Below are 21,428 nucleotides of genomic sequence, written 5' to 3' on the forward strand. Positions count from 1 at the left end.
GGACGAACACAATGGAGAAATCCAACTCTTCTCGTCGCGCGCTCGGCGGCTACGCGTGGTGGATCTACGCCGCGGCGTGGGTTCCGTTCGCCGGCTTCTATGCCCTGGCACTGACGACGACGAAAACGTTGCCGCCGGAGCGCGCGCTCATCGCCGGATTCTTCTACGTCGTTCCGATCGCGCTGTTCGGAATCGGCGTCTGGTGGTTGTCCGGTCTCCTCGAGCGGCGGCGGGCAAACGCCCTGACGATCGTCCTCGTGCACGTGGTCGTCGGCGCCACAATCGCGTTCGCGTGGCTCGGCATCGAAGTCGCACAAATCGCCGCACAGACCGGCTTCTCGGGCGCGTGGGCGGCCGCGCAGGCGTTCGCCGGCTTCCAGGTGCTCGACGGCTTCTTCGTCTACTGCGTGCTCGCCGCGGGCTCGCACGCGATCCGCTTCGCCCGGAGTCTTCGCGAAGAGCAGGCCCGCGCCGCTCGCGCCGACGCGCTTCGTATGCGCGCCGAGTTGGCGGCCCTGCGCGGCCAGCTCAACCCGCATTTTCTCTTCAACACCCTGCACACGCTCACCGCGCTCGTCTCGCGCGAGCCGAACACCGCCGAGCACGCGCTCGAGCGCTTCGGCGACATGCTCCGCTACGTGTTGGACGTCAAGCGCGCCGCGCGTGAGGACGTCACGTTGGCCGAGGAGCTGCGATTCGTGCGCGACTATCTCTCGCTCGAGCAGCTGCGGCTGGGTGACCGGTTGCGAGTCGTGGAGCGGATCGATCCCGACGCCCTCGACTGCGTGATTCCGTCGCTCACGTTGCAGCCGTTGGTCGAAAACGCGATCAAGCACGCCGTCGCACCGCGCGTGCAGGGTGGAACGATCGAGCTGGCCGCGGCGCTCGACGACGATTCGCTCATGCTCGAAGTGCGCGACGACGGCCCGGGAGCGAACAAGCCCGACGTCGACGCGGCGGTCGGAATGGGATTGCGCGCCGTGCGCCAGCGGCTCGAGACGCGTTACGGCATCGACGCGTCGTTCTCGATCACGACCGCGCCGCGCGAAGGCTTCGCCGTGCGTGTGTCGATCCCCGCGCACGTCGGCACGGTTCTGATGCCCGCGCCGAGCCTCGCGCCGCCACGCGAAGGGACGACCATTCCCGCATGAAGACGCGCGCCGTCATCGTCGAAGACGAGCCGATCGCGCGGGCGCAGCTGCGGGATCTGGTGAGCGACGTGGACTGGATTCACTGCGTCGGCGAGGCGGCCGACGGCCTCACCGCCGTCTCGGTCATCGAGTCGACTCGCCCCGATCTCGTCTTTCTCGACATCGAGATGCCGGAGCTCGACGGACTGGGCGTGCTGCGCCGCATCACGTGCGATCCGGCGGTCGTGTTCACGACGGCGTACGACAAGTTCGCCGTCGCCGCGTTCGAGCTGGAGGCGATCGACTATTTATTGAAGCCGTTCGGTCGAGATCGCCTGTACGCCGCGCTGGATCGCGTGAAGCGCGCGGTACGAGGCGACGGCGACGTGCCGGTCACGCATCGTGCGCACGAGGCGATCGAGCAGCGCGACCGCTGGCTCACGCGAATCTTCGTGCGCGACCGCGGCCGCCTGGTGCCGATCGCCGCCGCCGACATCGAGCGGCTCGAGGCCGACGACGACTACGTCGCCGTGCACAGCCGGGGGCGGCGCTATCTCGTCTACCTCGGCATGAACGAGTTCGAGGCGCGCCTCGACCCCGACCGCTTTCGCCGCATCCATCGTTCGCACATCGTGAACCTCGACCACGTCGCGTCGTTGTCGCCGGCCGAGGGAATGCGCTATGAAGTCGTCATGCGCGACGGAGCGAAGATTCTAGCCAGTCGGACGCGGTCACGAGAGTTGAGGGGACTGGCCATTTAAGTGGGACGAGTGCGGGGCACCTCGCCTCCGCACTCGTCCCTTTGAGTGTTCCAGGTCTCCGCACGCCGCCTCCGCCCCCGGCACACTACCCCGGCGGAATATTCTGGTTGGTTCGGAACAGGTTCGTCGGATCGTACTTGCGCTTGATCTCGGCGAGCCGCGCGAACTTCGTCGGGCTGAACGACGCGCGCACGCGATCCGGACTTTCGCCGGCACCGATGTAGTTCACGTACACCGTCCCCGTGCCGAACGGCTTTACCGCATCCGACGTCGCGCGCGCCCACTGTACGTTCGGTTCGGCGTCGAGCGGCGTCACCCATCGCGACACGATCACCATGTTGTAGGCCGCGTCACGCTGGTCGAACGCGGTGGCGTCGACGGGAACGCGCTTCACCGCGCCGCCGAACTGCTCGATGAGCAGCGCGCTGAGCGGTGACTTCACGTTCTTGAACGCCGCGACGAGCGAGTCGATCAACTCGTCGGGGAGCTGGGCGGCGAACTCGGAGCGCCAGTGCACTTGCAGTCCCGACGGGAATCCGGCGTCGAGCATCGACTGCAGGGCGGTGTAGGGGATCGGCCCCACCTCACCCGCGATTGGCGAACCGAACGATCGAATCGCGGCGATCGCTTTCTCGCCGTCCTTCATCGGACCGTTGTAGCACATGGCCAGGGCGACGACCGGCATGCCGTCCGGCGTGTGCATCATGGCCGCGAACACGGTGAGCTCGTCGGGCGCGGTGCGCGTCACGTCCCGATAGAGACGCAGTACGTCGCGCGCGCGTGAGACGGGATAGATCAGCATCCCACCGAGCACGGTGGACACTTCGTGCAGCTGGAACTCGAACGTCGTGACGACGCCGAAGTTGCCGCCGCCGCCGCGCAGCGCCCAGAAGAGCTCCGGGTTTTCGCTCGCGCTCGCGCGCAACACACGTCCGTCGGCCGTGACGACCTCCGCGCCCACGATGTTGTCACAAGCGAGTCCATAGCTCCGCATCAACCAACCGAGACCTCCTCCGAGCGTGAGTCCCGCGATGCCGGTGGTGGATACCGCGCCGCCGGTGGCGGCGAGTCCGTGCTCGGTGGTCGCCTGATCGAAGTCGCCCCACGTCGCGCCGCCGCCGGCGCGCGCGATCTTGCGCACCGGGTCGACGACGACGTCGCGCATGCCGCGAAGGTCGATTACGAGTCCACCGTCGACGCTCGAGAGCCCGGCCGCGTTGTGACCGCCGCCGCGCACGGCGAGCGTGAGGTCGTTCGCGCGCGCGAACTTCACGGCGCGCTGAACGTCGGCGACGCTCTTGCAGGTCGCGATGCACGCGGGACGGCGGTCGATCATGCCGTTCCACACGGCGCGCCGAGCATCGTAGTCCGGAGCGCCGGGAAGAATCACCTCGCCGTCGAATTCCTTGGCGAGGTCGTGAAATGAGTTTGAGACTACTGATGACGCTGCCATGGGAGGCCTATTAGCCGGGGAGATCCTCGATGTAGATACGCAGCCCGCCGCGGCGAGCGGACATCGCTCGCGGCGCGTCCGGGGTTGCCTTCGCCGCGCAGATTTCGCCGCATGACACACTTGGAACTCACCGCGACGTACGTCGGCGGCCCGACCGCGATTCTCGATGTCGCCGGACTTCGCTTCATCACCGATCCGACCTTCGATCCCGCGGGCACGAGCTACGAAACGCCCGCGTACACGCTCCGCAAGGGCGGCGCTCCTGCTGTCGGAACCGACTTACTCGGCGACATCGATGCCGTGCTGCTGAGCCACGATCACCACTTCGACAACCTCGATCGCGCCGGCCGAGCGCTGCTCGCTCGCGCGCGTCGTGTTTTCGTTCCGCTCGTCGGGGCCGAGCGGCTCGGTGCGGGCGCCACGGGTCTCGCGCCCTGGCAGACCGTGACGCTCGAATCGCCCACCGGTCCGATCGTGCGGATCACCGCCGCGCCGGCGCGACATGGTCCCGTGGGGGGCGACCGCGGGCCGGTCGTCGGCTTCTTGCTCTCGGACGCGAGCTCGAACGACGCGCGCCCGCGCTCGATCTACGTATCCGGCGACACCGTCTGGTACGAGGGCGTCGAAGAAGTCGCGCAACGCGCCGACGTTCGCGTCGCGTTCCTGTTCATGGGCGCCGCTCGCGTGCGCGAGGTCGGTCCGGCGCACCTCACCATGACGGCCGACGAGGGCGTCCTCGCCGCGCGCGCGATGCCGGATGCGGTGATCGTCCCGCTCCACTACGAGGGATGGGCGCATTTCTCGGAAGGGCGCGCCGAGATCGAACGCGTCTTCGCGGCCGGCAATCTCTCGGATCGGCTGTGCTGGCTAACACCCGGGCAGGCGACGAAGATCGACGAGGCCTAGGTGATCCGAGCTTTCTCTGCTTGTTTCCGTGACATCCGTTTGTTTCCGTGTCACAATTGTTGATGCTTGTGTGGCGCTCGAAACCATCCTGCCACAGCGAGCCGTAACAACATCCCGACAATGCCACTCGCCAACGACCTCACGACGTTCTTCGACAAGAATCAATCCCGCGCCCGCGACGAGCTGTTCGACCTGCTTCGCATTCCGAGCGTCAGTGCGCGCTCCGAGCACAACGCCGACACGGCGCGCGCCGCCGAGTGGGTGGCGGATTCGCTGCGCAAGGTCGGACTCACGGCGAACGTCCACGCGACGAAGGGTCACCCGATCGTCGTCGGTGAGTGGCGCGGCGCGGCGGACGCGCAGACGGTGCTCATCTACGGCCACTACGACGTGCAGCCGGCCGAGCCGATCGAGTTGTGGGACAGTCCGCCTTTCGAGCCGACGATCCGCGACCGGAAGATCTTCGCGCGTGGCTCGGTCGACGACAAAGGGCAGCTCTTCCTGCACGTGAAAGCGCTCGAGGCGCATCTCGCGTCGCGCGGCAAGCTTCCCGTCAACATCATCGTGCTCGCCGAGGGCGAAGAGGAAGTCGGGAGCGACAACCTCGCGGATTTCATCGAGGCGCACGCGAAAGAGCTCGCCTGCGACGCCGTCGTGATCTCCGACTCGGCGATGTTCGCGCCCGGATTACCGTCGATTCTGTCGTCGCTGCGCGGACTCGCGTACTTCCAGATCGACGTGCGCGGCCCGGCGACCGATTTGCACTCCGGCAGCTACGGTGGCGGCGTGATGAATCCGGCGATGGCGCTCGCCCGCATCCTCGCCACGATGCACGACGCCGACGGTCACATCGGCATCGAGGGCTTCTACGACGACGTGCGCGACTGGGGTGATGTCGCGCGCCGCCAAATGAAGCAACTCCCGTTCGACGAGAAGGCTTTCCGCGAGGAGACGGGGTCGCCCGCGCTGTTCGGCGAGAAGGGATACACGACGCTCGAGCGACTGTGGATGCGGCCGACCTGCGAGGTGAACGGACTGCTCAGCGGGTACACGGGCGAAGGCGCGAAGACCGTGCTGCCCGCGGTGGCGATGGCGAAGGTCAGCTGCCGTCTCGTGCCCGACCAGCGGCCCGAGAAGATCGAACAACTCATGCGCGCGCACGTCCAGCGCGTCTGCCCTCCCGGCATCGAAGCGACCGTCCGCCCATTGCACGGCGGCAACCCATGGCGGGCCGACCTCGGCGGTCCCCTCTTCGACGCCGCCCGCCGCGCCCTCGCGACCGCGTTCGACCGCGAGCCCGTGATCACCGGGGAAGGCGGTTCAATTCCCGTCGTCGGCGATTTTCAGCGAATCCTGAATGCCCCCGTGCTGCTCGTCGGATTCGGTTTGCCAGGAGAGAACGCTCACGCGCCGAACGAGTGGCTCAGCGAAGACAATTTCTATCGCGGCATGCGGGCGATGGCGGCCCTCTGGGAGGAGCTCGGCCGGTAGGCGGAGCGAGCGGCGGCAACGCAGCGCAACGGCAACGGCAACAGCCAACTGCAACGGCAACAGCCAACTGCAACGGCAACAGCCAACTGCAACGGCAACGGCAACAGCCAACTGCAACGGCAACAGCCAACTGCAACGGCAACAGCCAACTGCAACGGCAACGGCAACAGCAACGGCAACAGCCAACTGCAACGGCAACTGCAACGGCAACTGCAACAGCAACTGCTCACCGCAGAGACGCAGCGGACGCAGAGGGACGCAGAGGAGGCCCGAGAACGGCTCAGTCCCTCGCACAACGAGCCGATTTTTTTGTGAAAGCCGCTGGATCTGCTGCGAGTGCCGACGTTGAGATACCTGCGATAGGTGGCTCCCGAGCGTTAGTCCCAAAACAAATCAGCTCGTTGCGGTAGGGGCGCGCGGCCGGTTGTCCTCTGCGTCCTCTGCGTCCCTCTGCGTCCCTCTGCGTCCTCTGCGTCTCTGCGGTGAGCAGTTCAGCAAAACGGCTTACAGAGGCGCCGGCCAGCCACCGAATGAGGGCCGCCTAGAACCGCCAATCTCGAATCACGAAGATTCCCGCCGACGTGAGCGTCCGCCTCGGCTGAGAATTCAGTTGCGGCTCGAGTAGTACGACTTGGGGCTCGACCGTCACGGTGATCCGCCAGCCGTCCTGGGTGCGTCGTTCGACCGCGGCGCCGAGGTTGCGGGCTTGGGTTTGAAGGCTGACGAAAGTCTGGGGGGTGATGTATTTGCCCGCCTCGAACTTCGTTTGCGTTATGAAACCGGGAATTCCACCCGTCCCGGCCTCGAGCGGCGCGTCGGCGGGGGTGATCGTGAATACGTCGGCCCTGAGCGCCCGTCCCGCTTGGATCTGGGCCTGCTCGGTCATCACGCCGACGGCGACCGTCGCCAGACGGCGGGCGACGAATTGCGCACCGGCGCCGACGACGTCGGTCGTCGTGCCGGCGGACGCGACGCTCGAGGAGTTCGACGCGATCAGCGACGACGTCGACTGGCCGAATGCGATCAGCGTCAGCAATTCCGACTGCGATCTGGGCGGCTGCGCGTCGCTCTCGAGTGAGAGGTTCGGCTGGTCGAGCGTGCCGCCGATGAGCACACGGATGTTCACCGCGCCGCGCGTCGCCTGGTTCACCTGGTACTCGCCGGTGACTTGAAGCGAGGGATTCAACCCCGGTGCGCCCACGAACGTCGCGGTGCCCCGCCGGATCTGGAACCGCTTGGTGAGGAGCGTGTAATCGCCGCGCTCGGTCGTGATCACCCCGCGAATGGTCAACGCCTGGCTCGAGTCGGTGATGATGAGCGGATCCGACGTGTAAATCTCGATGTTCGCTTCGCGATTGCGGACCCAGGTGTTCTGGTTGATTCGCACCGCCACGTTGAACGAGAGGTTTGCCAGGAGCGGCGACTGCGCCGGGAAGAGCCGGTGCGCCAGCTCGCTCGTCGTGTCGACGACGTTGAACAGACCCGGATCGCCCGGGCCGACGAGCGAGCGCTGGCTCGACTCGGGGATGTAGATGATGCCGCGGGTGACCGTGACGTCGCCGCCGACGGTCGCCTTCTTGAACGGACCCTTGAGCGTCAGGTGCGTGTCGACGTTGAGGTCCGCGTAATCGTTGTTGATGAGCCGCGCGCCCTCGGAGACCAGCGCGAGGTTGAATGACGGCTCGCGCCAATTGGTGAAGCTCAGCGCCCCGCTGAGCCGCACCGCGCCGCCGGCGTCGCCGGAGAACTGGTCGAGATAAATACTGTCGCCTGCCATGCGGATCGTGCCGCCGATGTTCCCGATCGTCGAGCCCGCGGAGGCGATCGTCGTCGTGCCATGCTGCACGAGGACCAGTCCCGACAGCTCCGGATTCTTGAACGTCCCGCGCACGGCGAAATGCCCGGCGGCTCGGCCGTGCACGTCGGTGACCAAGTCAGTGAGATCCGGGATGAGATCCACCGGTAGGCTGTCGCCGGTTACGTCGATCGAGAGTGGTCCGGGCAGGATGCGACTGCCCTTCACGTCGGTGAACGCGAGGTTCAGCGGCAGGCGCGCGTCGACGGTCATCAGCGGCGCGAAGCCGAGATGATTCACGTCGATGTGCGTGACGAACCGCTCGTCGGCGTACGAAACGCGTCCCACGAGATCGGGGAACGGAGCGGCGTTGTACTCGGCGTTGCTGAGATAGAAGCGCCCGCCAAACGTCGGAGCGCTCGACGTTCCTTGCACGTTGCCGTGGAGCGCGAAGAAGCCGGTCGCCGTCACGTCGGACTGGAGCAAATCGACCACGTTGCCGACGGGGAAGCTGTCCACGTCGACCGAGAGATTGGCGACACCTGTCGTCGGCACGAGTCCGTTCACGCGGACGCGTCCGCCCACGCCGTTGGTGAGCTGGAAATTGCCGACCCGAATGCCCGCCTTGCCCCACTGCACGGTATCGGGATGCGGTGACGCCCACGTTGTCGAGTCGAGCTGCAGCGACAATTGGGCGACCCGCAGCTCGCGCCGGTCGGGGAAGAGGGCGTAGTCGCCCTTCGCCGTGTAGTGCCGGTTGCCGGCGGTGTCGCGCTGCACCAAGGCCACCTCGACGTGGCCGCGTCCTCCGACGGCGGGATCTTCCGGCGCACCCGACGCGTACGTGAAGCGCGCGGTTGCCGTATCGAACCCGAACCCCATCGCGCTCAACTGCACGGCGTCGGCGGATATCGAAAGCGTGGAAGGGACTTTTCGTCCGCCCTTCCACGCATATGTGCTCGTCACGTGATGCACGGTGTTTCCGCGAGCGATGATCGTGTCGCCTTCCGCTCGCCCGCGCAGCTCGAAGTTGTCGAGATTCCCGCGGAGCGTCCCCGCGAGGTAGAGTCGTCCGACCATCGTGTCGCGCGGTATGGGCCGCGGCTTGTTCACGACGAGACGCGGCGGCGGCCGCCCGTGAACCATGCGCTCCATCTCGGTCCGTTTCGCGATCCGCGCCGAGTCCGCGCGCGCCTCGGCCATGATCCGTGCGACGACCGCCGGGCGCGGCGTCACCGGCGTCGAATCATTCGATTTCGGAAACCAGCGGTTCAACGCGCCGAGCGAGTCGACGATGACGGTGTAGCGGAGCGAGTCGATCTTGTTCGAGACGAGACCGATGCCGCCGGACGCGGTCGCCCGTGTTTGCTCGGCGGTCGCAACGAGGCGCTGGATCTTCGCATCGCCGTTGGCCGCCGTCGCTCGCAGCGACAGCGAATCGATGCCGATCGAATCCGCGCCTTGGATCACGTGCGAACCCGAGAGGTCGGCGGCGACTTTCGACGTCAGCGTCGGGAGATCGGTCCCGCGTCCCACGGCGGTCACCGTGCCGGTGAGCGACGTGACCGGCGCCTTGCTCTGAACCGCGCTCAGATTGAACGCGGTGAGCGTCGAGGCGAGGTCGTATCCGATCGCTTGCGACTGCATGTCGACCGTGCCCTTCGTCGCCACGCGGCCGCCGTCCGGCGTGCGCAGGTCGGTGTCGATGCGCAGGGCGGACAACGGGCCATGCAGATGGATGGGTCCTGTCGCCTTGCCGCGAAGCCCGACCGCCGGAGCGAAGCGCCCGACTTCGGCCAGCGAAATCGGATATGCGACGATGTCCACGTCGACGTGCGTCGGACCGCGAGTGTGCAACACGGCGGAGCCCGAAAACGCCGACGTATTGCCGCGATCGTCGTGCGTGACCTCGAAGTTCATCGCGATCTGCGTCGCCGTCGTGCCGTTCAGGGTCGTCGTTCCGTTGATCACGCCGTCGATCGGCAGACCCGGACGCCACGTGCGAAGCATCGCCACTTGCAGCGGGAACATCTGCACCCGTAGATCGCGCAGTCGGATGCCGTTCCCGTTGAGCACACCGATCTGCCCTTCGACGAGGAAGCGGTTTCTGCCGGCGCTGCGGTCGTCGAAGGTGAGGTTCCCTTTCACGATCATCACACGGCGGCCGCCGCGCACCGTCGCGCGTCCGGCGAACACGCCGGTGCGCGGAATGGTGACTCCCGGGATGAGATCCGAGAGCACCTTCGTGTCGATCCCCGAGAAGCGCAGGTCGGTGTCGTGAATCGTGACGGAGTCGTCGAGCGTGATGCCGAAGTTGCCCGTCGCGCGCGCCTGGCGGAGCGTGACGTCGGCACTGGACACGACGTAATCCTGCGTCAGCCCGCGCCACTTGAGCGCGAAGTTCATCTTGCCTCGCGCTTCTGGCGGGAGCGGCAAATACGCCCAGCGCACGTCGTCGAAGACGAGGTTGTCGCTCCGCAGCGTCAGCGTCATGTCGCCCGACCCGAACACGAAGCTGCCGCTGCCGGCCGCTTTCGAGCCCCTGGGGAAGGTCGTGGACGCGCTCGCCCACCAGATCGAGTCGGTGTTGAACGCGAACGTGCCCGTCAGGTTGCGGAATCTCCCGCCCGGCGGACGCACGAAGTACGCGTTCATCGCGAGGTTCCCGACCTCGGCCACGCTCGACGGCTGGCCCGGCTGCGAGATGCGAACCAGCGGAAGGCGTCCGTTGATCGAGTCGATCTCGATGCGGCGTCGCAGGCCGGTGGCGGTTCGCTCGACGTACGCGCGTGAACGTCCGCTCACCGCGTCGCGGACGGCGCTATCGGCGGCGGCACGACTCAGGTTTTTCGCCGGCGCCCACGGCGAGACGATCAGCAGCCGGCCGTCCACGATCCGTACGTCGGCCGCGCGGATCCAGTCGCCCCAGCCCGCGGGCTGCGGCGGCAAGTTGGGCGGCTTCTTCGTCGTGTCGATCAGGCCGGGAAGAATGCGCGCGTAGTTCCATTCCCCGTTGGCGTTCTTGTCGAGGACGACGTTCGGACGCACGAACACCGAGTGGTCGAGCAGGATGCGTTTGCGAAACAGGTCGCCGATCGAATAGTCCGTCGTGATCGAATCGACCGAGATGAACGGCGCGCCGCTGCTGTCGGTGATCACGACGTGTTCGAGCGTGATGTTGCTCAGCAATCCGCCGGACACGCGCCGGATCGACGTCTTGCCGTGCACGACCTTTTCCATTCCGCCGAGCGCGATGTTCTTGACTCGAGTGCGCCCCCAGTCGGTGTGCGTCAGAATCCAGAGCGCCGCCGCGTTCAACACGATCACCGCGATGACGAGGGCGACGAGGATGCCGAGCCACTTCGCGAGGCGTCCCACTAGTAGGCCTCGCCGATCGACAGGTGGAAGACCCAACGCCCCCAAAAATTCGACGCCTGGCTGAAGTTGCGCGTCCTCGGCAGCGGCACGATGCGCTGCTGTCCGGCGCCGTCGGGCACCGCCGTCATCACGACCAGATCTTCCGCGCGGTTCGGATTGAGTCCGAGATCCACCCGCACGGGTCCGATCGGCGAGATGTAGCGAATGCCGAAGCCGGGCGTCACGGCGCCGGTGCCGTTCACTCGATCCCCGAGCGGCGGAGGATTGGGGCCCAGGTCCGCGTGGCCGACGACGGCTCCGTCGAGAAATACGGCGCCGATGAACTGTTGCGCCCAATTGCCGCCCGGAAACGGAAAACGGTACTCGACGCTTCCCTCGAACAGCGTCGTGCCGCCGAGCGGTTGGGGAATGAAGTCCGCGCGCGACAGGCCCGCGGAGTTCGGATCGCAGAACAGGATCGTCTCGAGCGTCCGCCCGCAGGTGCCCCCGGCGATGCTCTTCGCGTGGTCGACGAGCGTCGACGCGTCGATCGTGAGGATGCGCGGTCCGAGCTCGTTTTCGCCGTAGCCGCGCACCGAGTTCGCGCCGCCGGCGTACATGCGCTTGCGCGGATGAATCACGCCCGTGACGTCGCCGCCTTGGATCGGTTGCACCCAACCCGCCCGCAAATGGGCCGACAGCACGTGCCGCGTTCGGCGGCGGCCCGAGTACGCCGCGATGTCGAGGTAGGCGCGGTTGTACCGATAGTCGGAACCGGTGAACTGCGACGCGCTCTCGAAGTCGACGCGCGCCGTATAGCCGCGCGTCGGCGCGAGCGGCACGTTCGAGCGGTCGACGTATCCGGTGAGCACGAGCGGCGACAGCGACTGGTGCGTGCGCAGCGTGTTGATCGTGTTGGGGTCGCACACGCCGAAGTTCACGCAAAAGTACACGTCGCTCGCTTCGACGCGGTTGATCTCGTAGCGATAGTTGAGGCTCACGGGCGCGCGGATGGCGACTTCGTTGGTGAACGTCACCTGTCCGCCGTATCCCTTGTCGATGAACACGCCCGGGTTGATCGTGCGGTGCGTGAACACGCCGATCGACGCCGTGTTGCTCGCCCGGCGAAGGAAGGACGGCTGCTTGAGATCGATGCTCGCGTTGAACGTCGGCTGGAGAAAGGGCGAGATGCTCTGGCTATCGGGCACGTAAGCGGCGACGTCGCGGAAGATCCCGTGTCCCGACAGCGACGGAGCCAGGAGGTTGCCCGCGGTGCCGCTGATGTCCAGCCGCCGCGCCCCGCCGAAGAGGTTGTAGCTGGTGTACTGCGCCGTGAACTGCGCGAAGTCGACATTGTCGATGCCCGGTCCGGCGCGCACCTCGTGGAGCGGCGCCTCGCTGACGTCCACGTTCACGCTCTTGGCGCTGTCGAGCTGGGGCGGCACCTGGATCTGCGCCAGCTTGAACAGGCCCGACTCGTAGAGATTCCGCTGGCTCTCGAGGAGCGTCGTCTGGCGGTACAGGTCTCCGGGCCTGAACGCCAGCGCATTCAGCACCACGGTCTCGCGCACGAGGTGCGTGCCCGTGACGCTGATCCTGCCGATCGTGGTCACGTGATTCGGCACGAGCGTGACCGCGACGTCGGCGATGCGCGCCGAATCGTCGACGACGACGCTGGTATCGACGACCGCGTCGCCGTGTCCCTGGTTCCACGCCATGCGTTGCAGCGCGGCCCGTAACGAGTCGAGCTCCACGAGGTCGAGCGGGTCGTGCTCGCGCAGCATGCCGAACACGCGGCGCCGCGCCCGGCCCCCGACGATGCTCGAGTCGGCCGTGATCGAGAGCGACCGGATGAGCGTCGGCGCGTTCTCGTGGACCGCGAACGTCACGTGCACCTGCCGAGGTCCGATTTTTACCACGCTCGTGTCCACCATGGCGTCGCGGTAGCCGCGCAGCCAGTAGTACAGCCGGATGCGCAACACGTCGCGCTGAAATTCGGTCTCGTCGAGGTAGAATCGGTTCTGGATCGTCGGCGAGTGGCTGATCAGGCAGAAGGGGGCGAGCAGCACGCTCGCGCAGCTCGTGGCCTGTGTCGCGATGCTCAGTTGGAGGTCGGCCAGGTCGACGTGTTCCACACCGGTGAACGTCAGCCGCCTGACTTCCGGCGGCGGCTCGCGCGGCGCGGTGCGCTTTGCGGGAGGGGGGACTGTGGGTGCGGCCTGCGCGCGGACGGTGTGTGGTGAAAGCGCGAGCGCCGTTGCCACCGCCGTACACGCCAGCCCGTATGGGAGCGAAGGGCGGCGCATGACGGCGTTTTTAGAAGCAAAGCGTAGACCGGGCGCGGCTTACGGCCGTGTCCGGTCTGCGCTTTCGCGTGGGTTACCGGTGCCCGGTGCCCGGTGCCCCGTCCCGGCCCCTCTACAATCCGGCCAACAGCGCGTCGTTACTCGGCGTCGCGGCGATCCGCTTGATCAGCCACTCCATCGCCGACTGCGGCGGCATCTGGCTCAACCCGCGCCGCAGCGTATAAACGCTGTCAATTTGGTCCGGACGGAAGAGCTTTTCCTCGCGCCGCGTCCCGCTCGTCCCTATGTCGATCGCGGGATAGATGCGCTTCTCGGCCAGCCCGCGGTCGAGCTTGATCTCGCAGTTGCCCGTGCCCTTGAACTCCTCGAAGATCACGTCGTCCATCCGCGAGCCCGTCTCGACGAGCGCCGTGGCGATGATCGTCAGCGAGCCGCCGCCGGAACTGTCGGGGATCGAGCGAGCCGATCCGAAGAACGCTTTCGGCTTGGCCATGGCTGTGGCATCGAGGCCTCCGGACAGGGTCCGGCCCGTCCCCCGTTCAGCCGTGTTGTGCGCGCGCGCCATGCGCGTGAGCGAATCGAGCACGATCACGACGTCCTTCCCGCTCTCCACCAAGCGGTGTGCGCGATTGAGCACCATCTCGGTGACTTCGACGTGCCGCTGCGCGGGTTGGTCGAAACTCGACGAGATGACTTCACCGACGCCCCACGAGATGGCTTCGCTCACTTCCTCGGGGCGCTCATCGACGAGGAGGATGAGCAGCACCGCGTTGGGATGGTTGACCGCGACGCCCTCGGTGATGCCGTGAAGGAGCGTCGTTTTTCCGGCGCGCGCCGGCGCGACGATCAACGCGCGCTGGCCGTAGCCGATCGGCGCGATGAGATCGATCGCTCGACGAATGAGCTCCGCGCCCGCTTTCGCCGGACGTCCGGTCTCCATGAACAGCTTTCGCTCGGGGTATGACGCCGTGAGCGAGTTGAACTCGGGGCGCTTGGACGCGAGCGCGGGATCGATGTCGTTGATCGTGCGGACTTCGACGACCGTCGGACGTCCGCGCTGATCGAGGCCGATCGTCGCGTCGACGAGATCCGCTTTGCGAAGCGCGAATTGGCGAACGACGTGGGGCGGAACGTACGCGTCGCCAGCTTCGGCGAGGTAACTGTTGGCGGCGCGCCGGACGAATCCTGCGTCGCGCGCGGGTTCGAACCACCCGCGCATCTCACCAGTCGCGACGACTTGAATCGGCTGCTGCTGGTGTTGCTGTTGCTGCGGTTGGTGCTCTCTGCCGCCGCCACTTCCGCCGCCGCGCTGACCGCGGCCCCTGCCACGCCGGTGACGTCTTCCGCCTCCGTTGCGGCGATCGTGGAATCCGCCGCCGCCGCCTCCACCGCCGCCTTGATCGTTGCGGTCGCGGCGCACGTGCTGGTCGTATTGTCCGCCGCCTCCACGCTGCGCGTTGTCCGAGCTCCCGGACCAACCGCCGCCGCCACCGCCACCACCGCCACCGCCACCCGATTGATAGCCGCCGGTGTTCGGCGCTGAGAGGCTCGGTGGAGAAGACTCGCCGTTCGAGTAGCTCGGCGGATTGTCGTTGGCGGGCTGCTCACGCTCCACACTCGGCGTCGGCGCCGAAGGAGTGGGAGGAGTAGATGGAGCCGGCGGCGATGCCGCTTCCGACTCGGCCGCCGGCCGCTCATGTCGTCGCGATGGGCGTTCGGGTTTCGGCGGCGACTCCACGCGCTCGCGCGCTGGTGGTTCGACGTCAGGAACTGGCAGCGTCGCGCTGCCCGCTTCGACTTCGTCGCGGTACGGATTCTCTGATGATGTCTCGGTGTTGGCCGCGCTGGATGGACGGCGGCCACGGCCACGACGAGGTGGGCGTCGACTTTCGCTCATGCTGATGGTTCGATAAAAAAGGTGATGCCGATTCGGCGTTCGCCGAAACTGCTCGCCGAGCTACAGGCAAGCGAAAAAAACGCGAATTGCGTGACGGGAAAACACTTGCCGCGACGCGGCTGTACTGTCTGTCTGTACCGACGGGGCGCGGGGAACCTCACGCGATCCCGGCGATGCTGGCGCAACGGCGCGGCCCGGGCCCTGCAACTTCCGACCCCAACCCCTCGACCTTCACTCCGGGGTTCGTCGCGGTCGTGCCGGCGGACGCCAAGAGTATCGCCACTTACCCGGCCCGGCGCAACCCTCGAAAAATTGCAGACGGGGCCGGCTCCTCGCCTCACGAGGTTCCCGAAGACCGTAGTCGGCATCAATTGAGCCAAAGGTGGGCGGGTGGACAGGGGGACGGCGCCCGTCCACCCGCCCACCAGTAGCTTTTCGCCATGTCCGTCCAACAAAAAATCGCGACCCATGTCGATGCCTACCGTCGTTCGGGCGACATCGGCCAGCTTCTCGATGATCTCAAATCGTTCGCGAGCCGTCTGTCGCCCGCGGACGCGAAGGCGGCGGCCGAGCCGTTTCGCGACATGCCCGAAGTCGTGATCCCGCTCTACGAGCACGTGACCACGGTTGCTCCGAACGACGCCCAAGCGTTGGTGGTCCTGGCCAACTCGTACTGGCTCGCCGGCCGCGGGCCCGACGTCGTGTCGAAGCTCGCGATGCGTGCCAAGGAAATCGATCCCGCCAATCGCGGCGCGTGGCACCTCTGGGCAATCGCCGAGCCATCGCTCCGCAAGCGAGTGGACCGCTGGCACGAGGTGAGCCGCCGCTTTCCCGCCGACCAGCTCGCGCGCGCCGCGCTCGCCGACAACGCCACGAGCCTCGCCAACGACGAAGAAGATCCCGTCGCCCTCAGGCTCGCGATCGATACCTACGAAGGACTGCTCGCCGAGTCGACGCACACCGCGCAACGACTGGCCTTGGAGGAAACGCTCAAGACTCTGAGGACGTGGAAGTTGTGAGGCGGCGGCCGGGTGGACCGGTGACCGGTCACCGGTCCACCCGGCCACCGTTTTCTACGCCGTCGACTTCCGCGCCTTGTCCAATGGTGACAGCGCCGCGACTGCGTCGAGCATCACGGTCAGGTCGAACGGCTTGCGCACGTAGTTGCATCGACAGAGACCGATCAACTCGACCGCCTGGTCGCTGATGTCGCCCGTGACGAACAGCGTGTGGTCGCGGAGATGCGGCTGTACGCCGGCGGCGTACTCGAAGATCGCGTCGCCGCGCATGTCCGGGATGCGCAGGTCGACGAGCATGATGTCCACGCGCTGCGTGTCGGCCACCGTACACGCCGCGTCCCCGCTGCGCGCGGTGATGACCTCATAGCCCGCGTGGCTTAGGGCCATGCCGAGCGCCTTGCAGATGGAAGGCTCGTCGTCGACGATGAGCACCTTCACCGATCTGCCGCGCGGCACGTCCCCCCGCTTGGTGTCCTTTGGCGCGCTCGCATTCCGCCCTCCACCCATTCCCACGGGCGGCGCCCCTGGCGAGCCGGCGACCACTGGCCACGTCATTCGCCCTGCCTCCGCTGCTGCACTTGTTCAACCATGCACGCGATCAGTTCATCCGGTGTCATTTCGCGTCGTACTTGCTCGGCTGTTCGTCCCGTCATCTCCCGCATGTGCTGAGAGAGCTGCCAGGGCGAGGTGTACCCCGTTTTCGCGGCCACGTCCTTGATGGACCGTCCTGGATCCCGCAGATACGCGTATGCCCGCACCAGCCTTGCCGACACCACCAGCGTCCTCGCTGAGTAGAACCCCGCCGGCTCGAGGTTTCGATACAACGTGCGGAGGTTCATCCCCGCCGCCGCTGCGAGGTCTCCTGCACTAGTAAACCGCGCGGGAGACCGGAACAACTGATCGATTCCCCGAACCACGACCACTGGCAGACACGACAGCGGCTCCGCCAGCTCCCGCAACATCCGCTCGCCCAGCTCGTGGGCGGGGATGCTTTCGAGCAACTCCAGAAATCTTCGCGGCTCGTCGTCGAACCGGCTCAACACGACGTGCTCGATGCCCGATCTGGCCAGCCGTACCGTCGCGGCGAAGCCGCTCGCGCTGAGCGCTGTGTAGAGAACGACGGGAAGCGAAGGGTAGTGCTGGCGAATCAGCTCGAGCGATTCGACGTCGGCGACGCCCGTCGCACACGGATCGGCGACGACGACGTCGATCATCCGCTGTTGCACGGTCGATTGGAGCTCGCCCCAACTCGAAACCGAGATGAGTGTGTGCTCCGAGCCGAGAGCGATTCTGAGCTGCGGGAGCAACGGGCGTGGAAGAAACGCAGCGACGTCCACGAGAGGGAAGCTGGCTCGGTGTCATGAAACCGCAACTTCGTGACACAAAATGCGCGTTTACGCGCATCGCCGCGACCCTAAAATGCCAGCCAGAAGGTCCTCCCTGCCAAGAAAGTCCCCTCGCTGGCCTTCGACGGAGAAAGCCCATGCATCGCCGCCGCCCGATTGCCCTCCTTGTTCTCGCCATTGCCTCCCTCGTTCTCGGCGCCTGCACCAGCCTTACGGCACCGACGTCTAAGAACGATGCGTGTATCACAGGATGGATCGGTACTGACGGTCGCTGCGTGAACTGATTCGAGCTAGCGTCGCATTCTGCGAGGCCCGAGCACCCCGCCCGGGCCTCGCCTCTTTTCTTTCTAGTAAGAACCGCCCCCGCCGCCCGAACGATCGCCGGCTAGCGTCGTCTCGCGCAGCGTTCGAATCGCCTCGGCGACCTCGGTGACGTCGGGCGCGATTTCCTGGAACGGCGCGCTCCGTTCTTCGAGCGTGCGTGCCTGTTTTGCCTGAACGAGCTCGCTCTCCGCTTCGAACACCAGCTGATACAGCCCGTTTGCGTTTGCCGTCGACACGGCCGCGGTAAGCCAGGTCGTCGCTTCCTCGAAGTGTCGCAGCGTCAAGTAGCCGCGGCCCGTCTCGATCTCGAATTCGGCGCGAAGCGCCGACGGCAACGTTTGGCCGGCGAGCTCCTGACGGTATTTCTCGAACATCGGGCCGACACCGTCGCCGGCGGCGATCGCCATCAGCTGAATCGACGCCGACCAGCGGACGTATTGATCCGCGCTCGTCGCCACGAGGACGAGGAACGCGTCGCGCGCCGCGGTGCGCACGCCAAGCCGGCCGAACGCCATGGCAATGTCGTGGAGCAGACGATCTCGGTTTCGCTCGCTCTCGGTGCCTGGAAGCGCGCGATAGGCCAGACGCACCGCGAGCTCGTAGTCTCCGCGCATACCCGCGACGCTGGCGCGGTCTTGCAGCGCCATTGATTCGAGCCCGGGCAAACCCTGTTTGCCCGCGTCGTCGATGGTTCCGTCGAGAATCAGCTCAGCGCGGGGAAGATTCCCCCGGAGCATGGCGATTTTCGCGTCACCGATCCGTGCCCGCAGCACGCCGACCATGTCCCCCGTCTGCTCGGCGATGCGGCCCGCCATGGCGTATGCCGCCGCCGACTGATCCACCTCGCCGATCTGACGCAGGCAATAGCCCAATCGCAGATGGGCCGCGATCACGGTGTCCGCGTTTTCCAGCGGCTCGCTGGACGCGATCACGGTGTGATACACGTCCACGGCGAGCGTCCATCGGGCGTCGAAGTCGAGCGCGCGCGCGTAGGCCATGAGCCGCGGCGCGACGGTGCGGAAGCTAGGCGTGGCTGTCATGGCCATCGCGTCGACGACGCTGCGCAGCATCCCGCGCACAGGGCGTCCGACCGGGATAGCGTCCACCGCTTCGATCACCGACGCGTACCCCCATGCGTCGGCGGCGACCACGCTGGCGCCTTCCTCGAGCCAGCGGTCCACCAGGCGCAAAACGACGAGCCCGGCGGAGATCTCCTTCCAGGCGTCGTCCGACTCGTCCCGACGCGACAACTCGTCGAAGAACGCGAGATGCCGAAGCGCAGCAAGCGAATTCATGTCCCTTTCCTCGTCCAAACGGAGATGAAAGCCCGTCCCCCCATCCCACTTAGCCATATATCGGCGGGGCCGGGACTTCGATCAATCGTCCCTTTGTGTCATGGACACTGCCGAAATGTGACGTTATCCACATAGCGGTTTTACTACACCGTAAGCAATGCTCGGATGACGCGCGAGCGCGGAGACGGCCCCATCCTAGGGCCAGTCTCATACCACTTCTCGAATGACGGTGCGCGAAGGAGTTGGCCATCTTGGCCCTGTGCCGGACCGCGGCAATCCGCGACCGAGCCTGGCAATCCGCTCTAACAAAACGTTACACCCCGGTTCCCGGCCTACAGACGGGAGGACGTGCTCGTGAGCAACGTCGCCGCCCACGTTTCCTCGGCCGACGCCCCGTTGCTGGGATTGCTCGAGCTGCCTCCTGAGCTCTCGCGCGACTTTCTCGCGCACCACGCTCTCTGCCCCAAGGCCGTGACCGACGACGGAGCGCTGATCGTTGCCGCGACCGACGGCTCGCTCCTCGACGGGGCTCACGACATCGCCTTCGCGTACGGACGGCGCTTCGTCATCGAGACGACCCAGCGGCCGCAGCTCGAAGCTCTCATCGAGCGCTTGGTGACGCGCTCCGATCGCAACGTCGAACTGGCTCGAGTCGACGCCGGGGGCGATGCGTCGGGAGACGCGCTGGCTACCGACGTACGCGATCTGGCGAACCAGCCGCCCGTCATCCGCTACGTGAACCTCCTCGTTCGCGACGCCTACGACGCCGCCGCGAGCGACATCCATCTCGAAGCGACGCGCAGCGGACTCTCGGCGCGTTTCCGCGTCGACGGAGTCCTGGCACCCGCTCCGGAACCGCCGAGTCACCTCCATCATGCCGTCATCTCGCGCATCAAGCTGCTCGCCGAGTTGGACATCGCGGAGCGCCGGCGCCCGCAAGACGGGCGGATTCGCGTCCGCCTCGAGTCGCGCGAGCTGGACCTCCGCGTGTCGACCGTGCCCACCATGTACGGCGAAAGTCTCGTCTTGCGCCTGCTCGACCATGGCGGACGACCGGCCGGACTGGACTCGCTGGGCATGCCACCGGATGTCTGGCGCGTCATGACCGAACTGTCCGAGGCCCCGCACGGTCTGGTGCTCGTCACCGGGCCAACCGGCAGCGGCAAAACCACGACCCTATACGCGGCGCTCGCTCGGCGCGACGCCTCCATCGAGAAGATCATCACCGTCGAAGACCCCATCGAGTATCAGGTTTCGGGGGTCACACAGATGCCGGTACACCGTCAGGCGGGCGTCAGTTTTGCCGCGGCGCTGCGTGCAATCCTGCGTCAGGACCCCGACGTCGTGATGATCGGAGAGATGCGGGACCGAGAGACGGCGGAGATCGCCGTTCAGGCGGCCATGACGGGCCATCTCGTGTTCAGCACCCTCCATACGAACGACGCGATCAGCGCCGTCCCGCGTCTCGTCGACCTCGGAATCCCCGAGTATCTCATCGCCGCCACGCTCGAGGGAGTTCTCGCGCAGCGCCTCGTGAGGCGCGTCTGCCCCGACTGCCGGGTGTCGTACCGTCCCTCGGCGGAGCATTTGGCGCTCGTCTGCGACGTCGCGTCTACCACGCCGCCCGCGTTCGCTCGCGGCGCGGGGTGCCGCGGTTGTCGCGGCACCGGCTTTCGTGGGCGTATCGGCGTTTTCGAGCTGGTGCGCGTGGACACCGCGCTGCGCGACGCAATCGCGGCGAGCGAACCGCGTTCGTCGCTGCACGCTCACGCATCGCGCGCCGGCCTCACGTCACTGCGCTCCGACGCCTGGCAAAAGATCCTGGCCGGCGTGACCACCGTCGAAGAGGTCGCCCGTGTCATTCACGCATAGATCGACGCCGCTCGGCACGCGCGCGCGCGCCGGATTCACCCTGATCGAGCTGCTCGTCACGATCGCGATCATCGCCACGCTTGCCGCGATCGTCGCGCCGGCGCTCTTCGGCAATGTCGGCGAGGCTCGTCGCAACAGCGCGCGAAGCCAGATCCAGATCCTCTCGCTCGCGCTCGACGCCTACCGCCTCGACAACGACGCGTTTCCGACGACCGATCAGGGACTCGAGGCGCTTCGAACGTTGCCCGCGTCCGGAACACCGCCCGCGAACTGGAAGGGACCGTATCTCCGCCAGCTCGTACCGACGGATCCGTGGGGGCGGCCGTACGCCTACTCCGCGCCCGGAGTCGCGAATCCGAACTCGTACGATCTCTACACGCTCGGCAAGGACGGAAAGCCGGGCGGCGAGGGCGAGGACGCGGACATCACGTCGTGGAACGGCCCGGTTCATCAGTAGCCGCCAGCACCTCCTCGGC

The 21,428-nt window shown here is 66.6% G+C and carries 14 protein-coding genes; 7 read left to right on the forward strand and 7 right to left on the reverse strand.

Features of this window, described 5'->3' with window-relative positions:
• Positions 1–11 precede the first annotated feature (11 nt).
• Together VGQ44_04850 and VGQ44_04855 are read left to right on the forward strand one after the other, a co-directional pair.
• A complete protein-coding gene (locus tag VGQ44_04850) occupies positions 12–1,151 on the forward strand; it encodes a histidine kinase (GenBank protein ID HEV8446120.1) in 1,140 nt (379 codons plus the stop codon).
• Positions 1,148–1,891, forward strand: coding sequence for a LytTR family DNA-binding domain-containing protein (locus VGQ44_04855; protein HEV8446121.1), 744 nt, complete (start codon positions 1,148–1,150; stop codon positions 1,889–1,891). The genes VGQ44_04850 and VGQ44_04855 overlap by 4 nt, the downstream gene beginning before the upstream one ends.
• Positions 1,892–1,976: 85 nt before the next feature.
• On the opposite strand, the gene VGQ44_04860 is transcribed toward VGQ44_04855, so the two are convergent.
• Entirely contained in the window at positions 1,977–3,344 is a 1,368-nt protein-coding gene (locus tag VGQ44_04860) for an FAD-binding oxidoreductase (GenBank protein HEV8446122.1), read from the reverse strand.
• A 111-nt stretch (positions 3,345–3,455) separates the two neighbouring features.
• Between VGQ44_04860 and VGQ44_04865 the strand changes: the two genes are divergently transcribed.
• Both VGQ44_04865 and VGQ44_04870 read left to right on the forward strand, forming a co-directional pair.
• Positions 3,456–4,250 (forward strand): MBL fold metallo-hydrolase, encoded by a 795-nt coding sequence (locus VGQ44_04865; protein ID HEV8446123.1) that lies wholly within the window; start codon positions 3,456–3,458, stop codon positions 4,248–4,250.
• 120 nt (positions 4,251–4,370) lie between these two features.
• Complete coding sequence (locus VGQ44_04870) at positions 4,371–5,741, forward strand: dipeptidase (protein ID HEV8446124.1); 1,371 nt, start codon at positions 4,371–4,373, stop codon at positions 5,739–5,741.
• Positions 5,742–6,282: 541 nt separating this feature from the next.
• Here the strand turns inward: VGQ44_04870 and VGQ44_04875 are convergent.
• The 3 genes from VGQ44_04875 to rho all read right to left on the reverse strand — a co-directional run bounded on the left by VGQ44_04875 (position 6,283) and on the right by rho (position 14,814).
• Positions 6,283–10,914 (reverse strand): translocation/assembly module TamB domain-containing protein, encoded by a 4,632-nt coding sequence (locus VGQ44_04875; GenBank protein HEV8446125.1) that lies wholly within the window; start codon positions 10,912–10,914, stop codon positions 6,283–6,285.
• On the reverse strand, positions 10,914–13,199 hold the full coding sequence (locus VGQ44_04880) for a BamA/TamA family outer membrane protein (GenBank protein ID HEV8446126.1): 2,286 nt from the start codon (positions 13,197–13,199) through the stop codon (positions 10,914–10,916). Before VGQ44_04880 ends, VGQ44_04875 begins: the two co-directional genes overlap by 1 nt.
• Positions 13,200–13,311: 112 nt before the next feature.
• On the reverse strand, positions 13,312–14,814 hold the full coding sequence (rho, locus tag VGQ44_04885) for a transcription termination factor Rho (protein ID HEV8446127.1): 1,503 nt from the start codon (positions 14,812–14,814) through the stop codon (positions 13,312–13,314).
• A 722-nt stretch (positions 14,815–15,536) separates the two neighbouring features.
• Between rho and VGQ44_04890 the strand changes: the two genes are divergently transcribed.
• Positions 15,537–16,115, forward strand: a complete 579-nt coding sequence (locus VGQ44_04890) for a hypothetical protein (protein ID HEV8446128.1) — start codon at positions 15,537–15,539, stop codon at positions 16,113–16,115.
• Between the two features lie 54 nt (positions 16,116–16,169).
• Here the strand turns inward: VGQ44_04890 and VGQ44_04895 are convergent, their stop codons facing one another.
• The 3 genes from VGQ44_04895 to VGQ44_04905 all read right to left on the reverse strand — a co-directional run bounded on the left by VGQ44_04895 (position 16,170) and on the right by VGQ44_04905 (position 19,080).
• On the reverse strand, positions 16,170–16,670 hold the full coding sequence (locus VGQ44_04895) for a response regulator (GenBank protein ID HEV8446129.1): 501 nt from the start codon (positions 16,668–16,670) through the stop codon (positions 16,170–16,172).
• Positions 16,667–17,452, reverse strand: a complete 786-nt coding sequence (locus VGQ44_04900; GenBank protein ID HEV8446130.1) for a helix-turn-helix domain-containing protein — start codon at positions 17,450–17,452, stop codon at positions 16,667–16,669. The genes VGQ44_04895 and VGQ44_04900 overlap by 4 nt, the downstream gene beginning before the upstream one ends.
• A gap of 356 nt (positions 17,453–17,808) precedes the next feature.
• Positions 17,809–19,080, reverse strand: a complete 1,272-nt coding sequence (locus VGQ44_04905) for a hypothetical protein (protein ID HEV8446131.1) — start codon at positions 19,078–19,080, stop codon at positions 17,809–17,811.
• A 354-nt stretch (positions 19,081–19,434) separates the two neighbouring features.
• Here VGQ44_04905 and VGQ44_04910 point away from each other — a divergent pair, with 354 nt between their 5' ends.
• Complete coding sequence (locus tag VGQ44_04910) at positions 19,435–20,952, forward strand: GspE/PulE family protein (protein HEV8446132.1); 1,518 nt, start codon at positions 19,435–19,437, stop codon at positions 20,950–20,952.
• Positions 20,936–21,409, forward strand: coding sequence for a type II secretion system major pseudopilin GspG (gspG, locus tag VGQ44_04915; GenBank protein ID HEV8446133.1), 474 nt, complete (start codon positions 20,936–20,938; stop codon positions 21,407–21,409). The genes VGQ44_04910 and gspG overlap by 17 nt, the downstream gene beginning before the upstream one ends.
• The last annotated feature ends 19 nt before the right edge of the window (positions 21,410–21,428 follow it).

It is taken from the genome of Gemmatimonadaceae bacterium (assembly GCA_036003045.1).
Lineage (GTDB): Bacteria > Gemmatimonadota > Gemmatimonadetes > Gemmatimonadales > Gemmatimonadaceae > JAQBQB01.

Coding starts and splice junctions, on each gene's coding strand:
- VGQ44_04890 (HEV8446128.1), top strand. CDS start 15,537: ATGTCCGTCCAACAAAAAATCGCGACCCATGTCGATGCCTACCGTCGT.
- VGQ44_04880 (HEV8446126.1), bottom strand. CDS start 13,199: ATGCGCCGCCCTTCGCTCCCATACGGGCTGGCGTGTACGGCGGTGGCA.
- VGQ44_04865 (HEV8446123.1), top strand. CDS start 3,456: ATGACACACTTGGAACTCACCGCGACGTACGTCGGCGGCCCGACCGCG.
- VGQ44_04855 (HEV8446121.1), top strand. CDS start 1,148: ATGAAGACGCGCGCCGTCATCGTCGAAGACGAGCCGATCGCGCGGGCG.
- VGQ44_04895 (HEV8446129.1), bottom strand. CDS start 16,670: ATGACGTGGCCAGTGGTCGCCGGCTCGCCAGGGGCGCCGCCCGTGGGA.
- VGQ44_04850 (HEV8446120.1), top strand. CDS start 12: ATGGAGAAATCCAACTCTTCTCGTCGCGCGCTCGGCGGCTACGCGTGG.
- VGQ44_04860 (HEV8446122.1), bottom strand. CDS start 3,344: ATGGCAGCGTCATCAGTAGTCTCAAACTCATTTCACGACCTCGCCAAG.
- VGQ44_04905 (HEV8446131.1), bottom strand. CDS start 19,080: ATGAATTCGCTTGCTGCGCTTCGGCATCTCGCGTTCTTCGACGAGTTG.
- VGQ44_04870 (HEV8446124.1), top strand. CDS start 4,371: ATGCCACTCGCCAACGACCTCACGACGTTCTTCGACAAGAATCAATCC.